This is a genomic window from Empedobacter sp. ULE_I140 (assembly GCF_053482575.1).
This window is the reverse complement of record NZ_JBQMTX010000001.1, coordinates 2366126-2384737: the sequence shown is the minus strand read 5'-3', so window position 1 is coordinate 2384737 and position 18612 is coordinate 2366126. Positions and strand designations below refer to the sequence as shown.

Sequence of the window (18612 nt, the reverse complement as noted above, 5' to 3'; positions counted from 1 at the left end):
TTCATTGACATTATTAGAAACAGATTATAATTTATTTATAATCGCATACAATCAAAAACAAACAGATTTAGAAATAAATCAAAGTTTTATAAAGGTATACAATTAATCAAGAAAACGAGTAAGATTAACATAACCGCTCATAATATGACGGTTAAATCGAGAAAAAAGTTACAAAGGGCGTACGGCGGATGCCTAGGCTTTGAGAGGCGATGAAGGACGTGATAAGCTGCGATAAGCTACGGGGAGCGGCACATACGCATTAATCCGTAGATTTCCGAATGGGACAACCCGGCATGTTGAAGGCATGTCACCCAGCAATGGGAGCGAACGTTGGGAACTGAAACATCTAAGTACCAATAGGAAAAGAAATCAATTGAGATTCCGTAAGTAGTGGCGAGCGAACGCGGATTAGCCCTAAAGACTTAATAAGGATAATAGAATAACCTGGAAAGGTTAACCGTAGAGGGTGATAGTCCCGTAAATGAAATTTTTATTAAGTTGATAACGAGTAAGGCGGAACACGAGAAATTCTGTCCGAATATGGGAGGACCATCTTCCAAGGCTAAATACTCCTCAAAGACCGATAGTGAACTAGTACTGTGAAGGAAAGGTGAAAAGCATTTCGAATAGAAAGTTGAAATAGAACCTGAAACCGTACGCCTACAAGCGGTCGGAGCACGTAAGTGTGACGGCGTGCCTTTTGCATAATGAGCCTACGAGTTAATGTTGCTGGCAAGGTTAAGCACTTCAGGTGCGGAGCCGTAGCGAAAGCGAGTCTGAATAGGGCGCTATAGTCAGTAGTATTAGACGCGAAACCTTGTGATCTACCCATGGGCAGGTTGAAGCTTTGGTAACACAAAGTGGAGGACCGAACCGGTTGACGTTGAAAAGTCTTCGGATGACCTGTGGGTAGGGGTGAAAGGCCAATCAAACTGGGAAATAGCTCGTACTCCCCGAAATGCATTTAGGTGCAGCGTTTAGTAAAGTATATTAGAGGTAGAGCTACTGATTGGATGCGGGGGCTTCACCGCCTACCAATTCCTGACAAACTCCGAATGCTAATATATGTTTCTAGGCAGTGAGGGCATGGGTGCTAAGGTCCATGTCCGAGAGGGAAAGAACCCAGACCATCAGCTAAGGTCCCCAAATATATGCTAAGTTGAAAAAACGCGGTTGGATTGCATAGACAGCTAGGATGTTAGCTTGGAAGCAGCTATTCATTTAACGAGTGCGTAACAGCTCACTAGTCGAGCGATCCGGCATGGATAATAATCGGGCATAAGCATATTACCGAAGCTATGGATTAGTACATTAGTACTACTGGTAGGGGAGCATTCTAACGGCGCAGAAGTCACCTGGTAATGGGTGGTGGAGCTTTTAGAAAAGAAAATGTAGGCATGAGTAACGATAAAATAAGTGAGAAACTTATTCGCCGTAAGACTAAGGATTCCTCAGCTATGCTAATCAGCTGAGGGTTAGTCGGGACCTAACACGAACCCTAACGGGGTAGTGGATGGCAAACGGGTTAATATTCCCGTACCTGCACTCAATAAAAGTGACGAATGATTGTAGGAGGTGCGTACTGACGGAATAGTACGTTGAACCTACGTAAAGTAGGGATAGTACACGAAGACTTCGGTTAGAGTGATAATCCTCTGAAAATTGTTCCAAGAAATAGCGAGATGTGCAGCCCGTACCGTAAACCGACACAGGTGGTCGAGGAGAGTATCCTAAGGCGCTCGAGCGATTCATGGTTAAGGAATTAGGCAAAATAGACCTGTAACTTCGGGAGAAAGGTCGCTGACAGCAATGTCAGCCTCAGTAAAAAGGCCCAGGCGACTGTTTATCAAAAACACAGGACTCTGCAAAATAGAAATATGACGTATAGGGTCTGACACCTGCCCGGTGCTGGAAGGTTAAGGAAGGAGCTTAGAGGTAACTCGAAGGTTTTGACTGAAGCCCCAGTAAACGGCGGCCGTAACTATAACGGTCCTAAGGTAGCGAAATTCCTTGTCGGGTAAGTTCCGACCTGCACGAATGGTGTAACGATCTGGGCACTGTCTCAACCATGATCTCGGTGAAATTGTAGTATCGGTGAAGATGCCGGTTAATCGCAACGGGACGAAAAGACCCTGTGAACCTTTACTATAGCTTTGTATTGACTTCGGGTAAATAATGTGTAGGATAGGTGGGAGACTATGAAGCAGTATCGCTAGGTATTGTGGAGTCATTGTTGAAATACCACCCTTTATTTACTTGGAGCCTAACTTCTTTATGGAAGGACAGTGCATGGTGGGTAGTTTGACTGGGGTGGTCGCCTCCAAAAGAGTAACGGAGGCTTTCAAAGGTACCCTCAGCACGCTTGGTAACCGTGCGTAGAGTGTAATGGCATAAGGGTGCTTGACTGTGAGACCAACAAGTCGATCAGGTGCGAAAGCAGGACATAGTGATCCGGTGGTTCCGTATGGAAGGGCCATCGCTCAAAGGATAAAAGGTACTCCGGGGATAACAGGCTAGTCTCCCCCAAGAGCTCACATCGACGGGGAGGTTCGGCACCTCGATGTCGGCTCGTCACATCCTGGGGCTGGAGAAGGTCCCAAGGGTTGGGCTGTTCGCCCATTAAAGTGGCACGCGAGCTGGGTTCAGAACGTCGTGAGACAGTTCGGTCTCTATCTGTTGTGATCGTTAGAAGTTTGAGCGGAGTTGACTCTAGTACGAGAGGACCGTGTTGAACAAACCTCTGGTGTATCAGTTGTGCCGCCAGGTGCACCGCTGAGTAGCTACGTTTGGAAGAGATAAGCACTGAAAGCATATAAGTGCGAAACTCGCCGCAAGATAAGACTTCTTTAAAGGGTCGTTGTAGACTACAACGTTGATAGGCTATAGATGTAAAGGCAGTGATGTCATAGTCGAGTAGTACTAATTACCCATAGACTTTTTCTAAAAAAGTAGAACGAATCAAAGCTAATGATAGCAATATCAAAAATTAAAAAGATTAAATACTAAGATTGATTTAATCGTCATAGAGAAGGTTAGTTAATCTTATTTGGATTAATAATGTAATACCAAAGATTGTGTGAAGGCTTTAAGCTTAATGCATAGAGCTTCTAATAATGTCAAGATATAATAGGAACTAAACCTATACAAAAATATTAGGGTGACTATAGCTGCAGGGCTCACCTCTTCCCATTCCGAACAGAGAAGTTAAGCCTGCCTGCGCCGATGGTACTGTTACTTACGGGAGAGTAGGTCGTCGCCAGTTTTTATCAAAAGCCTCAAGTGAACAACTTGAGGCTTTTTTATCGAATCATCAGGATGTAAACCTGATTAAAAATACAAAAAATATTAGGGTGATTATTACGAAAGGGCTCACCTCTTCCCATTCCGAACAGAGAAGTTAAGCCTTTCAGTGCCGATGGTACTGCTATTGCGGGAGAGTAGGTCATCGCCAGTTTTTATTTAAACTTCAAGATTTAGTTCTTGAGGTTTTTTTATGTTTTAAACTTTTAGTTAGCTAGAAAGTATTATGATAATTTTTACACCATTCAACTAAATAAGAATAAGTTTCATTCTTATTCTACGATTAACAAATTAAAAGAGAGCTTGATGATTTTAAAACAAAAAAGTTCGGAATATCACAAGATGTAATTATGTTAAATGAATATTTTCTAATTTGACTTTAATTGCTTAGTAATAGTCTCAGTTACTTTTTGATAATTTCGGTTAAAGTGATGATTACCACCCAAATAAATTATGTTTTTATTGGTTAAAGTAATTTTATTGTAGGGATAATTTTTTCCATAATCACTTAAAATAATAGATAAATGTAAGTTAGGTAATTGATTAATTTCTGGAATTGTATTCCATTTTCCGCTTACGTTTTCAAAAATTAAATTTTTGTAATGAATCTCAAGATCAGCAGTTTCATACGGATCTAAAAGAATAAGTTGATGAATTCGATCTTTGGTTTTTGTCGGAAGCTCATTGATAATAAATGGAATCGCATCAGCACCAAAAGAATAACCGATAAATACAACTTTTTGATTTTTGTGATTTTTGAACTTTTCTTCTAAAAATTGACTTAATATTTCAGCCGTTTTTTTAGGATCTCTTTCATTCCAAAAATAAACTTTAGAATTTAAAGCATAAATATCATAGCCTTTCTGATAAAGATTTTTACAAATTGATTTTGAAAAAGGTCCTAATCCAGCATCTCCACTTAAATAAAACAAGATAGGTTTAGTGTCATTTTTATTCTCCCATATTTTAAGCGGTAAAGGATCTTTGATATCCACATCATCTCCTTTTGTACGTACGATATACAAACCAATTGTAGTGATAATCAATCCAAATAATATGAGATTTTTAGTTTTCATCTTGAGGTTTCATAACTCTATTTAACGCTTGTGGAAGTTGAATAAGTTCCACTTCATTATCATAAATGATGTATTTGTTGATCCAATAATTGGCGTATTTTTCTTTGAAATCGCGCATTGTTTGATATTGTTTAAACGTCCCAATTCGTTGATAAGCAAATTTCATGAGTTGCTCGGCAATATTATTTGGTTTATCTAAACCAGCCAGAGGAGTTAAACCAATGTTGATATATTTCTTTTGATTTGCTTTGGCGCGATTAATTAATGCAATTATCACCGCATCCATACTACCATTTGGCGAATTGACAGTTCTTCGAAATAAATCGTAAGTCATCTCATCTTTTGCATAATCTGGAATAACATTCAGAAATGTAACCACTTTATTTTCTTCATTTCTCAGCGTAATAATCGTTTGATTTTTTAATATTCCTCTGTCAAATTTACCTTCTGCAAATACAATTTCTTTTTTATCAAATTCTTTTAACCATTCATTTGAGACAGATTCAATTTCATTTAAAAATTCTTCTGTCAAAGGAGGCAAAATAACTTCTGTTTTAAAACCTTTTTTCTCTAAAGTATTCAATGCATTTCGCATCGATTTACGTTCTTTACCTTGAAGATTAAAGGAATCAACTTCAATAATTCCTTCTTGACCAATTAATAAATATTGTTTTTTTAAATTTCTGAAATCAATTAAATAGTTTTCCGAAACTCGATAATAAGCAGTTTTCAAACCTTTTGTTTTGCAATAGTTCTCGAATTCTGAAATTAAATCTGATTTATGCTTTGCATCACATACAACATTATCCAAAACAATAGCAAAATTTAAACCGATTTTATACGCGACAAAACCATCAATATTTGAAGAAAAATAAAGAGTTTTATCATCCATTAATTTAAAATAATCTAATGCTGAATTACCATATTTTTCGACGATTTCTTCTGCTTCTTCATAATCCTGAATACCTTTTGTGTTATAATTTTTAGCTCTAAAAAATGCTAAAATCAATAATATCCAAGAACTAAATCCAAAAAAGATATTGATGTCTTTAAAATCTTCGGCAAAGGTTGTTCTCGGAACTAAATTGTTTTCGCTGAATAATAAGAAGTTTTGAAATGTATAATAAAAAGCTTGATTCCAAGAGAAATCTACACCAAAATGACGTTTATCAATGAAATAAAAACTTAAAACATTGAAAATAAAAATTGCAAAAAATGCCATTAAAAAAATAGAGAATCCTTGTCTTAATCGTTTCAAATTTGTTTTCAATGGATATTGATTCCTGCTGTAAATTAATAGCACGATTGTGAAAAATGCGAATCCAGCTTCTTCGTAATCCAATGCTTTGAATATATTTCCAAAAAATGAAAGTATGGCAAATATTAAAGCAAAAATCCATGCAGATTTTAATCCTTTGATGAGATAAGATGAAGTAATCAATAAAGCAATTCCGACAAATAGAATCATCAATTTTGAAAGATGCATGAATTCGATTGGTAAATACAATTTTTCGAAATGCAAACGTTCTGCAAGAGGAGGAGTGATGACTGAAATTATATTAATCATTCCTAATGTAAAAATCATAACAGCAGGAAAAATTCGTGCAAATAGTTTTCTTCCACGCCACATAAAACTCAAACATCCAAAACCTAAAGGCAGCCAAAATTCGAAAACGCGGTACAATAAAGTTGTAGCTAAACCTTGGTTATGAGAATAGCCGAATTGTGTTAAAATATACACCATCGTAAATTCTACAGCACCCAAACCTCTCAAAAAAGGCGAAATAATCATCAATAAAACAGAAATCGTATAAGCCAAAGCTGCTGCATCAAAAGTGGGTTGAATACCTAACGCTAACATTGCGATGTAGACGTGTAAAATCCCAGTAATTTCGATGATTGTTGAAATTAGAATTGTGAGATTAATATTTTTCCTGTCTAAAGAAGCTTCAAAAATTGGATTGATTTCTTCCGTAATCTTTGGAAATTTATTTTCTATAATTTGATAGAATTTATTTTTGGTTTTGAATGAGTTATAAATGAAATAAACTAGAATTAAAATTATGCCCAAAATGACTAATGATATCCACGAATCATTAAAATATTTGTTGACGTAAATACTATAAATAATGATAGGAACGCCAATGATGAAAACCGTTAATAATCCAATAAAACCATAAATAGAACTTGCCTGAATGATTTTATTTGTTTCAAATTGTTGCTTTTTGATTTGTTTGGGTAAATAAGCCAAAGAACTAATTCCGCCCGCTGGTAGAAAAACACTGATAAAATTTCGTTTGAGAAATAAATTGACAGCGTCCCAAAATTTAAGAGGTAAACCAACTGCTTTGAAACTTGTGATATACATTGCAGCTTGCAGCGAAATATAGAGAATCGTTATTCCGAAACCGATCAATAGCCAAATAGGTTTTGCGCTTTGAATACTCGGAATAATTTGCATCATTTCTTTGCGTTCGCTTCTGAAAAATACAAATGCGAGTAATAAAATAAGTATTGCTAAAACTTGTTGCCAAGGTATTTTTACATATTTTATAGATTTTGGAAACCTCATGTTTGTATGACATTGTTTAGTTCTATTAATTTATCAAAAAATTAAATATCAAAACTTATGATTTGCTTAAAAATAACTTATATTGAAAATAAAAATAAGATATGGAGACTGGATTAAATTTACGTCAAGCTATTTTGAATGATGCAGATAGAATTTGGGAAATTTTGCAACAAGCAATTGAGAAAAGAAAAGAGGAGGGAAGTAATCAATGGCAAAATGGTTATCCAAATCTAGATGTTGTAAAAAATGATATCTCAAATGGTTTTGGTTATATAATTGAGAATGTTGATAATCTAATCATAGGATATGTTGCAATTATTGATGAGATAGAACCTGCTTATACAGCAATTGAAGGAAAATGGATGAATGATGATCCATATATTGTCATACATCGATTGGCTGTTGCACAAGATGTTAAGATAAAAGGTTTAGGAACTTGGACGATGGATGAAATTGAAAAAATAGCAATTATAAAGAAAATACAGAATATAAAAGTTGATACCAACTTTGATAATATTGGAATGTTGCGTGTTTTTGAAAAGTTAGGTTATCATTATTGTGGCGAAGTTTATTTTGATGGAAGCCCAAGAAAAGCTTTTCAGAAAATTATTCAGAATTTAACATAATTGAATATTTTAGATAGAATTTAGAAAAACTAAATAATCAAATTGATAAAAAGATTCCTTTTTTGGAATCTTTTTTTATGAATTTGTATAGGGCAACTATGTTTAAAGTGTAAAATTAATATTTTAACCCCTAATTTTTATAGGGTGTAATTAAAAATAAATGATTTTATTTAAAAATAATCTAATTTTGATAGGGTTAAAATTAAAAACTTATGAAAGTTGGATTAAAATGGAAAGTAGCTTTTGCAATTATAACACTAGTTGCATTAGCTGGATTATTTTGGAAACCAGTTGTAGATATTCCAAATACAGGAGAATTCCTTAGCGAAGAAAATATTGTAAATTCAGATGTCGCCTGGATTTTAGCAGCTGCAGGATTGGTGTTATTGATGACGCCAGGTTTATCATTTTTTTATGGAGGAATGGTGGGGAAACGAAATGTTATTTCTACCATGTTGCAAAGTTTTATTGCCTTAGGTGTGATTTCGATTTTGTGGGTTGTAGTTGGGTTTTCACTGTCTTTTGGTGAATCAATCGGTTTTACAATAAATGGAGAACATTACGGAATTATTGGTAATCCATTAAGTTATCCATTTTTTAATCATGTCGGGGCATTTCCACACAAAGACATGGCATCTACAATTCCATTTGTCTTATTTGCATTGTTTCAAATGAAATTTGCAGTCATTACACCAGCGCTTGTAACAGGTTCTTTTGCTGAAAGAGTGCGTTTTATTTCATATTTGTTATTTATGATTTTGTTTAGTTTAATCATTTACACACCGCTTTGTCATATGGTTTGGCATCCAGAAGGTTTATTGAATAAATATTTTGGCGTAAAAGATTTTGCTGGAGGAACTGTTGTTCATATGAGTGCAGGATTTGCAGCATTAGCAGGAGCTTTGGTGATAGGTAAACGTAAAAACAGAGAACACAAACCTGCAAATATTCCATTTGTTATGCTTGGAACAGGAATGTTATGGTTCGGATGGTTTGGTTTCAATGCTGGTTCAGCTTTGGGAGCAAATGCCACAGCAGCTTTAGCTTTCGGAACAACAACAATTGCTTCTGCTTCTGGAATGATGACATGGATACTTTTTGATAGAATTAATGGTCGTAGCGTTTCTGCTATGGGAGCATGTATAGGGGCTGTAGTTGGATTAGTAGCAATCACTCCAGCTTGTGGATTTGTTACAATTCCTGAAAGTATATTTTTTGGCTTTATTACTGCTATTGTCTCAAATGTAATGGTTCATTGGAAAGTATTAAAACGAGTTGACGATACTTTAGATGTTTTTGCATGTCATGGTGTCGGAGGAATAATGGGAATGATTTTGACAGCTATTTTTGCACATGGTGAAAATGCGAGTTTGTTACATGGCGGGGTGGATGTGTTTGCACATCATATGATTGCTTTGTTGTTTGTCTCGTTATTTACTTTTTTCGGTGCGATTGCTTTATTTTATATTACGGATAAAATGATTCACTTACGTGTGAGTGATAGAGCAGAGTTCGAAGGATTAGATTTGTCGCAACACGAGGAAAGTTTACATTAATTAAACAATGATATTATAAAAAAATCCGACTACTTTTTGTAGTCGGATTTTCAATTTATACTAATCCAGCACGCTTTAATAAAGCATCTGCTGTTGGTTTATGACCTCTAAATTCTTCGTACAATTTCATCGGTTCTACTGTTCCTCCAGATGATAAAAGTTTATAGAATTTTTGAGCTGTTTCTGGATTGAAAATTCCAGTTTCTTGGAAGAATGCAAAGGCATCTGCATCCAAAACTTCTGCCCATTTATATGAATAATAACCAGATGAATATCCACCTTGAAAAATATGAGAGAAGGATGTACTCATCATATTTTTATCAATTTCTGGATACAACTCTGTTTGTTTGAAAGTTTCTTTTTCAAATTGTTGTAAATCATTGATTTCAGCCAAATCATTCGCATGATAAGCCATATCCAATAATCCAAAACTCAATTGACGAACAGTTTGATAACCTTCCATAAAACTTGAAGAAGCTTTTACTTTTTCAATTAATTCTTGCGGAATAATTTCTCCTGTTTGATAATGTTTTGCAAATAATTTTAAAGCTTCTGGTTCGTAACAAAAGTTTTCGTAAAATTGAGAGGGTAATTCAACAAAATCCCAATAAACATTTGTTCCAGAAAGACTTTCGTACGTTGTATTTGGTAACATTCCGTGTAGCGCATGTCCAAATTCGTGGAACAATGTTGTCACTTCCTGAAATGTCAATAATGACGGGGTGTCTTTCGTTGGTTTTGTAAAATTACAAACAATCGAAACGTGCGGACGTTTGGTATTTCCATTCACATTAGAGGCTTCTCTGTAACTTGTCATCCAAGCACCAGGGCGTTTTCTTGCACGCGGGAAAAAGTCTGCATACAATAAACTTAAGAACGCTCCATTTTTATCTAGAACTTCATAAGTTGTTACTTCATCGTTGTATTTATCAATATTATGAATTTCTTTAAATGTAATTCCATATAATTTTGTCGCCACATCAAAAGCTCCTTGAATCACATTTTCTAACTGAAAATAAGGTTTCAATTCTTCGTCAGAAAGACTGAATTTTTTCTGTTTTAGTTTTTCAGCATAGTACGCATGATCCCAACGTTGCAATGTTTCAATCCCATCAGTTTCTTTTGCAAATGCAGTTAATTCCTCAATTTCTTTTTCCGCAAATGGTTTTGCTTTCGTTAATAAATCATTCAAGAAATCTAAAACAGTTGTTGGTGTTTTTGCCATACGTTCTTCCAAAACATAATCAGCATGCGTTTTATAACCTAATATTTTAGCACGTTCGTGACGAAGTTTTACGATATTTTTGACATTTTCTTCGTTATTAAATTCATTATTTTGATAAGCTTTTACACCATTTGCTCTAAACAATTTTTCTCTTAATTCACGGTTTTCTGCGTATTGCATAAATGGAATATAGCTTGGTGCTTGCAACGTAATCAACCAACCTTCGTGATTTTTTTGTTCTGCATCGGCTTTTGCTTGATCAATAGCATATTGAGGTAAACCTTTCAAATCATTTTCATCAGTAATAATCAATTCGTATGCATTTGTTTCAGCCAAAACATTTTGTCCAAATTGCAACGATAACATCGAAAGCTGTTTGTCTATTTCGCGTAATTTATTTTTGTCTTCTTCGTTTAGGTTTGCACCATTTCTAGAAAAACCTTTGTATTTTTTTTCTAATAAATAAGCTTGTTCATCGGTTAAAATCAACGATTCCTTTTGATTATAAACGATTTTAATTCGTTCAAATAAATCTTGATTTAAGCGAACATCATTTCCAAATTCAGATAATAAAGGCGAAACTTCTTGTGCAATTTCTTGAATTTCATCATTCGTTTCAGCAGAATTAAGGTTGAAGAAAATAGAAGAAATTCGTCCTAATTTTTCACCAGAAAGTTCCATTGCTTCAATTGTATTTGCAAAAGTTGGCGCTTCAGGATTCGCAGTAATTGCATCTATTTCTGCTTTCGCCTCTTCAATTGCTTGGATAAAAGCAGGTTTGTAATCTTCATTTTTGATTTTAGAAAAAGGAGCACTTTCAAAAGGTGTTTCAAATTTTTCTAATAACGGATTTGTCATTTATAGTGTATTTTTTTAGTTAAAATATATTTGTTTGAACTCTTTCAAATTCTAATCCAAATGTAAGAAATCTGACAAATCGTCAAATTTAATGTGTGATTAATTTGGAGTTATTTACATTTGTTTTAAAAGTAATCAATTATGAGTTTAGCCTTAATATTCAATCAAAAATCAACAGAAGAATGGCAAAGAAATTTACAAGAATTGTTGCCAGATACGAAAGTTGAAGTTTATCCAAATATCTCAAATCTAGAAGATGTAGAATTTATTGCAACTTGGAAACCGCACAAAAATTATGTGGCTGAATTTCCAAATCTAAAAGTTGTACAATCTGTTGGAGCAGGAATTGACCATTTGTTGCATACCAAAATTCCAGATTCAATAAAGGTAACACGTATTGTTGATCCTGCTTTGAAGCAAGAAATGTTTGAGCATGTTTTGGCTTGTGTTATGACTTCAATGAAAAATCTATTGACGTATTATAAAGATCAAGTTCGTAAAGAGTGGAAGCCTACTATTTATCAAAATATCAAGGAAACAACTATTACTATTTTAGGATTAGGTGAAATCGGAAAGTTAGTAGCAGAGCAATTTGTTGCGTTAGGTTTTCAAGTCAAAGGTTGGTCGAATTCGCCAAAAAATATAAATGGAGTAGAATCTTTTTCTGGAAAAGAAGGCTTGAATGCTGCGATTTCTAAAACTAATTTTATTGTCAATATTTTGCCTTTGACAGATGATACAGAAGGTATTTTGAATAAAGACTTTTTTAAAGAATGTTCAGTTCATGCAGTTTTGATTAATGTTGGTCGTGGAGCACATTTGGTCGAAAAGGATTTATTAATTGCAATCGAAGAAAAAAAAATAAAAGAGGCTTATTTAGATGTTTTTGTAGAAGAACCTTTACCTGAAAATCACCCTTTTTGGACGAATGAAAATATTTATGTAACACCTCATATTGCGAGTGTTACAAATGCAACAACTGCTCTAAAACAAGTTGCAGATAACTATAACAGAATGAAAAATAACGAAGCTTTATTGAATGAAGTTTCATTAGAAAGAGGTTATTAGATATACCAAAATGACGTAAGATTTTGTTAAAAAGACGCATTTATGTTTTTACTTGTCAAAAAAATCTTTTAACATTGTATTTGAAAAAATAAAAGCTAAAAATGAGTGATTATATTCAACTTTATTCAATTGATAATATTTTAAGAACTTACAAAGAAGAAGCAACTGATCGTCGGTTAGCAATCTTTGACGTAGGTCCTGAGAACAATTATTATTTTGTAAAACGAAAACCTTATAAGTTTACGTCGCTTGGGTTGATTTTAATCACAGCAGGAACATGTGAAATCACGGTGAATTTAGAACCAACATTAATCAAACGTGACGATATTATTGTGGTTCTTCCAGGTCAGTTGTTCGAGATTATAGAGCATTCGGCTGATTTTGCTGTTCAAGCAATCTTCATTGATTCAGATCTGATTATTGAAGCTGGTTTTCACGTGAAATCCAATAATTTAGTAGAATTTTTATCGTCCAAATATCCTAAAATCATTTCTTTAGATAAAAAGATTGTACGTGATATGCGCTACAATCTGAATAAGATTAGTAAATATACCATCAAGAATGAAAATATCTTTGCAAAAGATTTGGTTTTACATCACTTTTCAGTGTTGATGTATGAGATGGGAAATTACTACAACCAAGCTGTAACGGCAAAAAGTACAACGAAAGAAGTCAGAAAGGAGGAATTGGCTAAGCAGTTTTTGTATTTAGTTTCAACTCATTTTCGTCGTCAGCGTAATGTACAATTTTATGCAGATGAAATGTTTATTAGTCGTAAACATTTGACTAAAATTATTGTCGAAGTCTTTAATAAATCACCCAAACAAATCATTGCTGAAGCCATTGTATTAGAGGCAAAAGTCTTGCTAAAGAACCCAAAAAATAGTGTTTCTGATGTTGTGACAGAATTAAATTTTATAGATACCTCAGTTTTTAGTAAATTTTTCAAAAATTATGCCGGTGTTTCTCCAAGAACTTTCATAGCTTCTAATTAATAATTGATGTAAATCAATGTAAATGTGAAAACTTTCTAAAAACGTCTTTCTGACATATTATTACGTTTATTTTGCTAACTAATTTGTTAAAATGGATAGACCTTTGTTGCTCAAATTTTAATTGATGCGTCTTTTAGTAGATAATCGATACATGAAATTTGAATGAAAAGAATTTTATGGTGGTAGATTTTACAAAAAAAATATTTGCACATATTTCAGCAATCGGTGGTTATGTGCCAGAGAATAAACGAACTAATTTCGATTTAGAAAAGATTACAGACACTTCTGATGAATGGATTGTAAAAAGAACGGGAATTAAAGAACGTCGTATTTTAGAGGAAGGTTTAGCGACTTCTGATATGGCGGTTAGTGCAATTCAGAATTTAATTGATACATACAAAAAAGACATCAAAGATGTTGATGCGTTGATTGTTGCGACTTCTACACCAGATATGTTGATGCCTGCTACTGCGAATATTGTGTGCGAAAAGTTAGGAATAGAGAATGTTTGGGCATTTGATATGAATGCAGCTTGTTCTGGATTTTTATACGCGTTGGACATGGGTGCTTCATTGGTTGAAAGCAAACGTTACAAAAATGTTTTGGTCATTGGTGCTGATAAAATTAGTGCGTATGTAGACATCAAAGATCGTTCGACAAATATTTTGTTTGGAGATGGAGCTGGAGTAGTTTGGTTAGAGCCTACAAATGAAGAAGGAATTTTGGATGCTTTGTTACAGAGTAATGGAACTGGAAAAGAATTCTTGAATATAGAAGGAGGTGGTTCTTTGTATCCAGCGAGTTCACAGTTGTTGGTTGATGAGAAGCGTTACATTAGACAAGATGGAAAAATTGTATTCAAAAATGCAATTCAATCAATGAGTGATACGTGTGTCAATGTTTTGAAACGCAACGATTTTTCTGTAGAAGATGTAAATTGGTTGGTTCCGCATCAAGCGAATAAACGAATTATTGACGCTGTTGGTAATGAAATTAATATTGAAGAAGGTAAAACTTTAATCAATATTGAGAATTACGGAAACACAATTGCAGCGACAATTCCGTTATGTATTTGGGAAAATACAGCAAAATTAAAGAAAGGAGATTTATTGATGTTGACAGCCTTTGGAGCAGGTTTCTCTTGGGGAGCAAGCTTATTGCGTTGGACAATTTAATCAATAAAAATCATATATTTTTGTTCATAAAGAACGGCAAGAAATTGTCGTTCTTTTTTTATTGTAAACTATTAAATTCTTCACCACACTTCTTGCATTTGAACACGTTTTTGTAGTAAATTGGGTAAACCCAAAATATGATAGAAGATAATAAAGAAAGTAAACCTTTTCCACCTTTCATTGACTTGTAATTGCTGTAATACTCATTACTTCCACACTTAGGGCAAACAAGAATTTCATCCAAATTATTGGTATAATTTGAAGTATCAATTTCTTCTAAAACTTTCATAGCACAATCAGTATCTTCTTTCTTAATTTTTACTTTCACGCCACCAATGGCATTCGACAAAAACTGATTCATCCCAACCGAATGTTCATCAATAACAAAAGCATCAATTTGTTCACTCTCTAATTTTGAACGTAAAATATGTGCTTCAATAGGGCTTTCAAATGTTTTTAATGTAATAAGTTCCATGCTAATTGTGTTAAATATTCAATTCAATATCCGATATAAAATTAGTTCTTTTTATCTTAATGTCTTAAATTTTTTAGTAGATGAAAAATGTAATTCAATGTTTATTTTTAATTGTATTGATGATGAATACGACAAATGCGCAAAACCTAAAACAAGTTGCTTATAAAGATGGTTCGCAAAAATTGAACGGTTTAGTAACTGATAATACGACAAAGAAAAGTCCAGGAGTTTTGATTTTACCGGCTTGGAAAGGAGCTGATAACGAAGCAAAACAAGCTGCAATAGATTTAGCAAAAGAAGGCTATATTGCGTTTGTTGCGGATATTTATGGAGAAGGAAACAATCCGAAAGATAATGCGGAAGCGGCTAAAATAGCAGGAAAATACAAGTCTGATTATGCAGCTTATCAAAAACGAATTGATTTGGCGTTGAAAGAGTTAATCAAAGCTGGTGCAGATCCAAGTAAAATTGCTGTAATTGGTTATTGTTTTGGAGGAACAGGCGCATTAGAAGCTGCTCGTGTGCAATTAGCTGTTGTTGGCGTTGTTTCTATTCATGGTGGATTAGCAAAAGATTCGGCTCGAAAAAATATTCCTCTTAAAACAAAAGTTTTGATTGAACATCCTGCTGAAGATGAATCTGTAAAACCCGAAGATATTTCGAATTTAGTAATTGAAATGAACGAAGGAAAAACAGATTGGCAAATGATAACTTACGCAAATTCAAAACACACGTTTACCAATCCAGAATCACCTGATTATAATAAAGTAATGGCAGATAGAGCTTGGGAACATACATTATTGTTTTTAGAAGAAGTATTGAAATAAAACCGTCAATTCGAATGAGATTCTTTTTAGAATTTTGTATCGAGAATAAGGTTTTAGAAGATAAAATTTATCTTAATTCTAATAAAAACCGTAATATGTAAATCTACTGAATAAACAATTGTATCATTTCATACCAAAAAGCAGCTGTAAAAAAGCCTACAATAATACTGATACCAATAATCAAATTGGTTAGTTTGGTATTGAGTTTAAATTGTTCCGCAATAATACTCGATGTCACTAATGTAGGCATAGCAGCTTCAAAAATAGAGATTTTAGCCACATCACCTTTTATTCCAATTACGATGGCTAAAAGCATTACAACTGCAGGCGCAATCATTAATTTGTAAACCATAGACATCGAAATTTGTGACCATAATTTTCTCCAACCATTAAACTTTAATTGCAATCCAACCGAAAATAAAGCCAATGGACCTACGGTTGCAGCTAATTTGTCGAAGAATGGTTCGGCAGGAGATAAGTCGATAAATTGAGATAAAATCAATGCACTAATACAACCCAAAAATGGTGGGAAAGTAAATAATCGTTTCAAGATAAATTTAGAATCTATTGCTCCAGATCCATTACTTCCGCCTTTTAACGCAGAAACTATTCCGATGGTTGACAAGCACAAAAACATGGTTTGATCACAAATAATCGCAATACTCAAATACTTTTCTCCATAAAATGCTGAGATCAAAGGGAAGCCAATAAAAGATGTATTGCTATAGCCGCTTGCCAATTCCAATGTTCTTCTCGAACGCTCCGAATAGCCTTTTGCTTTGCTGTAGAATTTCATGTAAAACAAACTTCCAACGGCAATAATGACAGTCGAAAAGATAGGGAATAGCATCTCTTGCGACCATTCTACTTTTGGTAAATACTTAAACGAGACTGCTGGTAAAGCCAAATATAAGATCCACGTATTGATCCCTTTATGTGCATCAGGATGTATAGATTTTGTTGCTTTAAACACCATTCCGGCGATTATGCAGACTGCGATTAATATAAAGTTTACCATTTTTAGATATTTGGAATGCAAAGTTACAATCCCATTTTTTTTTACCCTTAAGATATCACTTTTTATTCAATGCTTATTTTTTATAAAATGGCAAGATTAGATATATTTAATTTATTATTATTGAAAATTACTTTTGAATAACAATTTTCATTTTCCAAAATAGCTGTAAATGGAGTAGGAGTTATTGTATCAGTTGTAGGAAACCAAGTTGTTTTAATAAAGTAATTTGGTAATAATATTTTCCCTTCATCTGAGCCGTTTGTACCAAAAATTTCAAAATCTCCTTTCCAGAATTTAGATGTTGTTTTCTCTTCTAATAATTGATTGGTAGCCTCAATATCAGTTGTAGGTAAACCAATTTCAGAAATTCCTAAAATAGAATGTTGATCAAATTCTACATCATTCTCATAAGCTAAATTATAATGTGTAATCATTTCAGCAAGATTTCTACTTCCGTCATAGAAATAAAAAGATTGTGCATTCCAATTTTCGAAGTTTGCAATATGTTGATCGGCATCGGTGTTTAGGATTTTAGTTTTATTTTGTATCCAATTAAATGCCTTTTCGAATTGATTTTTACAAACTAAAAAACTGAAATGATAAATATGTTCTTCATCCGATTTTATAAAAGTTAATCTTGTCCAACCAGCTTGTAAGCTAAACTGATTTTCTGTTTCTTCAATTAACTCAAAAGCTAAAATAGTTGTATAAAATGATTTCGTTTTTTCTAACTCATTTGTAAACAATTGTAATTCTCTTATTTTCATTCTGCGATTTTTTATAAAAGTAAATCAACAAAAAAGAAGAAAATAACAAGTTGAATTGATTTAATTAATTGCGTTATAAGAAAACTGTTTAATCTACTTCATACTTCAATAAGGCGAGATATGGATTACCTTTTAACTCAAGAACTTTTGCAAAAGCAGGTTCAGTTTTGTAACCATTCTTTTTAAGTTCGATGACTTTGTTTTTGAATGATTCGTCAAATTTTTCAAGTAGTTTCGCCTCAATGAGCATATGTCGATAGGCATTTTGTTCGGTTGGAATCTTATTCTCTAAATAAATCTCAATTTCAAACGTATCAATTCTAAAATTACACGTCAAACAAGTTTCGTTATTGTTTGTTAATTGATCGATTTTGAATTCAATATGATGAGAAAAATTCTTTGATAAATGATTTGCGGCCTTTTCAAAATTAGACGTTTCACCAATAATATCAATGTCACTATTTTCAATATTGATTTCAATCGGAATTGTACCTACGACAATAGGTTTGTATGTGTCAAGTTTTTCTAAAATTTGATGATTGCGCAACAAATGAAACACATTGTGTTGTATTTCATTTCCGTGTTCTAAATAATCAATGGTAAGAAAATCTTGCATCATTTTATTCTCATCATAGTCACCAAAGAAGTAGCAGCGTGGGTTTCTTTGTTAGTAGTTTCATCAACCACAAAAATCTCTGTGCGTATGGTGCTTATCTTTTTTCCGCCTTTTATCACATAGGCTTTTGATAGTAAATAATCACCCAAAGCAGGTCGCAAATAATTCACCTTTAACTCAACTGTTACCACGTAGCAATCGTCGTCATAGTGAGAAACAGCAGCATAACCAGATGAAACATCAACCAAAGAAGCAATCATAGCACCATTAAACATTCCGTGCTTACGTGTCATCATTTCTTGTTTTGGAATCTTAATCGAAACATAGTCCGTTTCGCATTCGATAAGTGATGCGTTATAAAATTTTAAGGTTTCCGAACGATTAAAACTTGCTTCTACTAATTCTCTTTTTTCTGGCGTCATATAAAATTGCTTTCAACAAATATAGAGATTTGTCGA

Annotated in this window: 14 protein-coding genes and 3 rRNA genes; 9 read left to right on the top strand and 8 right to left on the bottom strand. The window is 33.6% G+C overall.

What is annotated here, in order from left to right:
* The first annotated feature begins 161 nt into the window (after positions 1 to 161).
* The 3 genes from ACTS9J_RS11350 (at position 162) to rrf (ACTS9J_RS11340) (ending at position 3454) form a co-directional block, all read left to right on the top strand.
* Positions 162 to 2943, top strand: a 23S ribosomal RNA gene (locus ACTS9J_RS11350).
* A gap of 210 nt (positions 2944 to 3153) precedes the next feature.
* Positions 3154 to 3262 (top strand): 5S ribosomal RNA (gene rrf, locus ACTS9J_RS11345).
* A gap of 84 nt (positions 3263 to 3346) precedes the next feature.
* A 5S ribosomal RNA gene (rrf, locus tag ACTS9J_RS11340) occupies positions 3347 to 3454 on the top strand.
* Positions 3455 to 3668: 214 nt separating this feature from the next.
* Here rrf (ACTS9J_RS11340) and ACTS9J_RS11335 read toward each other — a convergent pair.
* Together ACTS9J_RS11335 and ACTS9J_RS11330 are read right to left on the bottom strand one after the other, a co-directional pair.
* Positions 3669 to 4376, bottom strand: a complete 708-nt coding sequence (locus ACTS9J_RS11335) for a virulence factor (RefSeq protein ID WP_219035223.1) — start codon at positions 4374 to 4376, stop codon at positions 3669 to 3671.
* Positions 4366 to 6948 carry a flippase-like domain-containing protein gene (locus ACTS9J_RS11330; RefSeq protein WP_448353258.1) on the bottom strand — a complete coding sequence of 861 codons (2583 nt, stop codon included), beginning with the start codon at positions 6946 to 6948 and terminating at the stop codon, positions 4366 to 4368. Before ACTS9J_RS11330 ends, ACTS9J_RS11335 begins: the two co-directional genes overlap by 11 nt.
* Positions 6949 to 7049: 101 nt before the next feature.
* Between ACTS9J_RS11330 and ACTS9J_RS11325 the strand changes: the two genes are divergently transcribed.
* Entirely contained in the window at positions 7050 to 7574 is a 525-nt protein-coding gene (locus ACTS9J_RS11325; protein ID WP_115001191.1) for a GNAT family N-acetyltransferase, read from the top strand.
* Between the two features lie 212 nt (positions 7575 to 7786).
* On the top strand, positions 7787 to 9130 hold the full coding sequence (locus ACTS9J_RS11320) for an ammonium transporter (RefSeq protein WP_115001189.1): 1344 nt from the start codon (positions 7787 to 7789) through the stop codon (positions 9128 to 9130).
* A 55-nt stretch (positions 9131 to 9185) separates the two neighbouring features.
* Here ACTS9J_RS11320 and ACTS9J_RS11315 read toward each other — a convergent pair whose 3' ends face one another.
* Complete coding sequence (locus tag ACTS9J_RS11315) at positions 9186 to 11213, bottom strand: M3 family metallopeptidase (RefSeq protein ID WP_448353257.1); 2028 nt, start codon at positions 11211 to 11213, stop codon at positions 9186 to 9188.
* A 141-nt stretch (positions 11214 to 11354) separates the two neighbouring features.
* Here ACTS9J_RS11315 and ACTS9J_RS11310 point away from each other — a divergent pair, with 141 nt between their 5' ends.
* The 3 genes from ACTS9J_RS11310 to ACTS9J_RS11300 all read left to right on the top strand — a co-directional run bounded on the left by ACTS9J_RS11310 (position 11355) and on the right by ACTS9J_RS11300 (position 14451).
* Entirely contained in the window at positions 11355 to 12281 is a 927-nt protein-coding gene (locus ACTS9J_RS11310) for a 2-hydroxyacid dehydrogenase (RefSeq protein WP_448353256.1), read from the top strand.
* A 101-nt stretch (positions 12282 to 12382) separates the two neighbouring features.
* On the top strand, positions 12383 to 13276 hold the full coding sequence (locus tag ACTS9J_RS11305) for a helix-turn-helix domain-containing protein (RefSeq protein WP_221856399.1): 894 nt from the start codon (positions 12383 to 12385) through the stop codon (positions 13274 to 13276).
* 176 nt (positions 13277 to 13452) lie between these two features.
* A complete protein-coding gene (locus tag ACTS9J_RS11300; RefSeq protein ID WP_313095778.1) occupies positions 13453 to 14451 on the top strand; it encodes a beta-ketoacyl-ACP synthase III in 999 nt (332 codons plus the stop codon).
* A 58-nt stretch (positions 14452 to 14509) separates the two neighbouring features.
* Here the strand turns inward: ACTS9J_RS11300 and ACTS9J_RS11295 are convergent, their stop codons facing one another.
* Positions 14510 to 14926 (bottom strand): putative signal transducing protein, encoded by a 417-nt coding sequence (locus tag ACTS9J_RS11295; protein ID WP_448353255.1) that lies wholly within the window; start codon positions 14924 to 14926, stop codon positions 14510 to 14512.
* Positions 14927 to 15006: 80 nt separating this feature from the next.
* On the opposite strand from ACTS9J_RS11295, the gene ACTS9J_RS11290 reads away from it, so the two are divergent.
* Positions 15007 to 15753, top strand: a complete 747-nt coding sequence (locus ACTS9J_RS11290) for a dienelactone hydrolase family protein (protein ID WP_291047268.1) — start codon at positions 15007 to 15009, stop codon at positions 15751 to 15753.
* 103 nt (positions 15754 to 15856) lie between these two features.
* Here ACTS9J_RS11290 and ACTS9J_RS11285 read toward each other — a convergent pair whose 3' ends face one another.
* The 4 genes from ACTS9J_RS11285 to ACTS9J_RS11270 form a co-directional block, all read right to left on the bottom strand.
* Positions 15857 to 16771, bottom strand: a complete 915-nt coding sequence (locus tag ACTS9J_RS11285) for an AEC family transporter (RefSeq protein WP_038337191.1) — start codon at positions 16769 to 16771, stop codon at positions 15857 to 15859.
* A gap of 80 nt (positions 16772 to 16851) precedes the next feature.
* Positions 16852 to 17538, bottom strand: a complete 687-nt coding sequence (locus ACTS9J_RS11280; protein WP_286485595.1) for a VOC family protein — start codon at positions 17536 to 17538, stop codon at positions 16852 to 16854.
* An 88-nt stretch (positions 17539 to 17626) separates the two neighbouring features.
* Complete coding sequence (locus ACTS9J_RS11275) at positions 17627 to 18154, bottom strand: DUF4269 domain-containing protein (RefSeq protein ID WP_448353254.1); 528 nt, start codon at positions 18152 to 18154, stop codon at positions 17627 to 17629.
* Positions 18154 to 18576 carry a PaaI family thioesterase gene (locus tag ACTS9J_RS11270; protein ID WP_038337190.1) on the bottom strand — a complete coding sequence of 141 codons (423 nt, stop codon included), beginning with the start codon at positions 18574 to 18576 and terminating at the stop codon, positions 18154 to 18156. The genes ACTS9J_RS11275 and ACTS9J_RS11270 overlap by 1 nt, the downstream gene beginning before the upstream one ends.
* Between the last annotated feature and the right edge of the window lie 36 nt (positions 18577 to 18612).

Excerpts from the sequence above, each read along its gene's own strand:
- ACTS9J_RS11275 (WP_448353254.1), bottom strand. The coding sequence starts at position 18,154 with ATGCAAGATTTTCTTACCATTGATTATTTAGAACACGGAAATGAAATA.
- ACTS9J_RS11325 (WP_115001191.1), top strand. The coding sequence starts at position 7,050 with ATGGAGACTGGATTAAATTTACGTCAAGCTATTTTGAATGATGCAGAT.
- ACTS9J_RS11290 (WP_291047268.1), top strand. The coding sequence starts at position 15,007 with ATGAAAAATGTAATTCAATGTTTATTTTTAATTGTATTGATGATGAAT.
- ACTS9J_RS11280 (WP_286485595.1), bottom strand. The coding sequence starts at position 17,538 with ATGAAAATAAGAGAATTACAATTGTTTACAAATGAGTTAGAAAAAACG.
- ACTS9J_RS11320 (WP_115001189.1), top strand. The coding sequence starts at position 7,787 with ATGAAAGTTGGATTAAAATGGAAAGTAGCTTTTGCAATTATAACACTA.
- ACTS9J_RS11300 (WP_313095778.1), top strand. The coding sequence starts at position 13,453 with ATGGTGGTAGATTTTACAAAAAAAATATTTGCACATATTTCAGCAATC.
- ACTS9J_RS11305 (WP_221856399.1), top strand. The coding sequence starts at position 12,383 with ATGAGTGATTATATTCAACTTTATTCAATTGATAATATTTTAAGAACT.
- ACTS9J_RS11310 (WP_448353256.1), top strand. The coding sequence starts at position 11,355 with ATGAGTTTAGCCTTAATATTCAATCAAAAATCAACAGAAGAATGGCAA.
- ACTS9J_RS11295 (WP_448353255.1), bottom strand. The coding sequence starts at position 14,926 with ATGGAACTTATTACATTAAAAACATTTGAAAGCCCTATTGAAGCACAT.
- ACTS9J_RS11330 (WP_448353258.1), bottom strand. The coding sequence starts at position 6,948 with ATGAGGTTTCCAAAATCTATAAAATATGTAAAAATACCTTGGCAACAA.
- ACTS9J_RS11335 (WP_219035223.1), bottom strand. The coding sequence starts at position 4,376 with ATGAAAACTAAAAATCTCATATTATTTGGATTGATTATCACTACAATT.
- ACTS9J_RS11270 (WP_038337190.1), bottom strand. The coding sequence starts at position 18,576 with ATGACGCCAGAAAAAAGAGAATTAGTAGAAGCAAGTTTTAATCGTTCG.
- ACTS9J_RS11285 (WP_038337191.1), bottom strand. The coding sequence starts at position 16,771 with ATGGTAAACTTTATATTAATCGCAGTCTGCATAATCGCCGGAATGGTG.
- ACTS9J_RS11315 (WP_448353257.1), bottom strand. The coding sequence starts at position 11,213 with ATGACAAATCCGTTATTAGAAAAATTTGAAACACCTTTTGAAAGTGCT.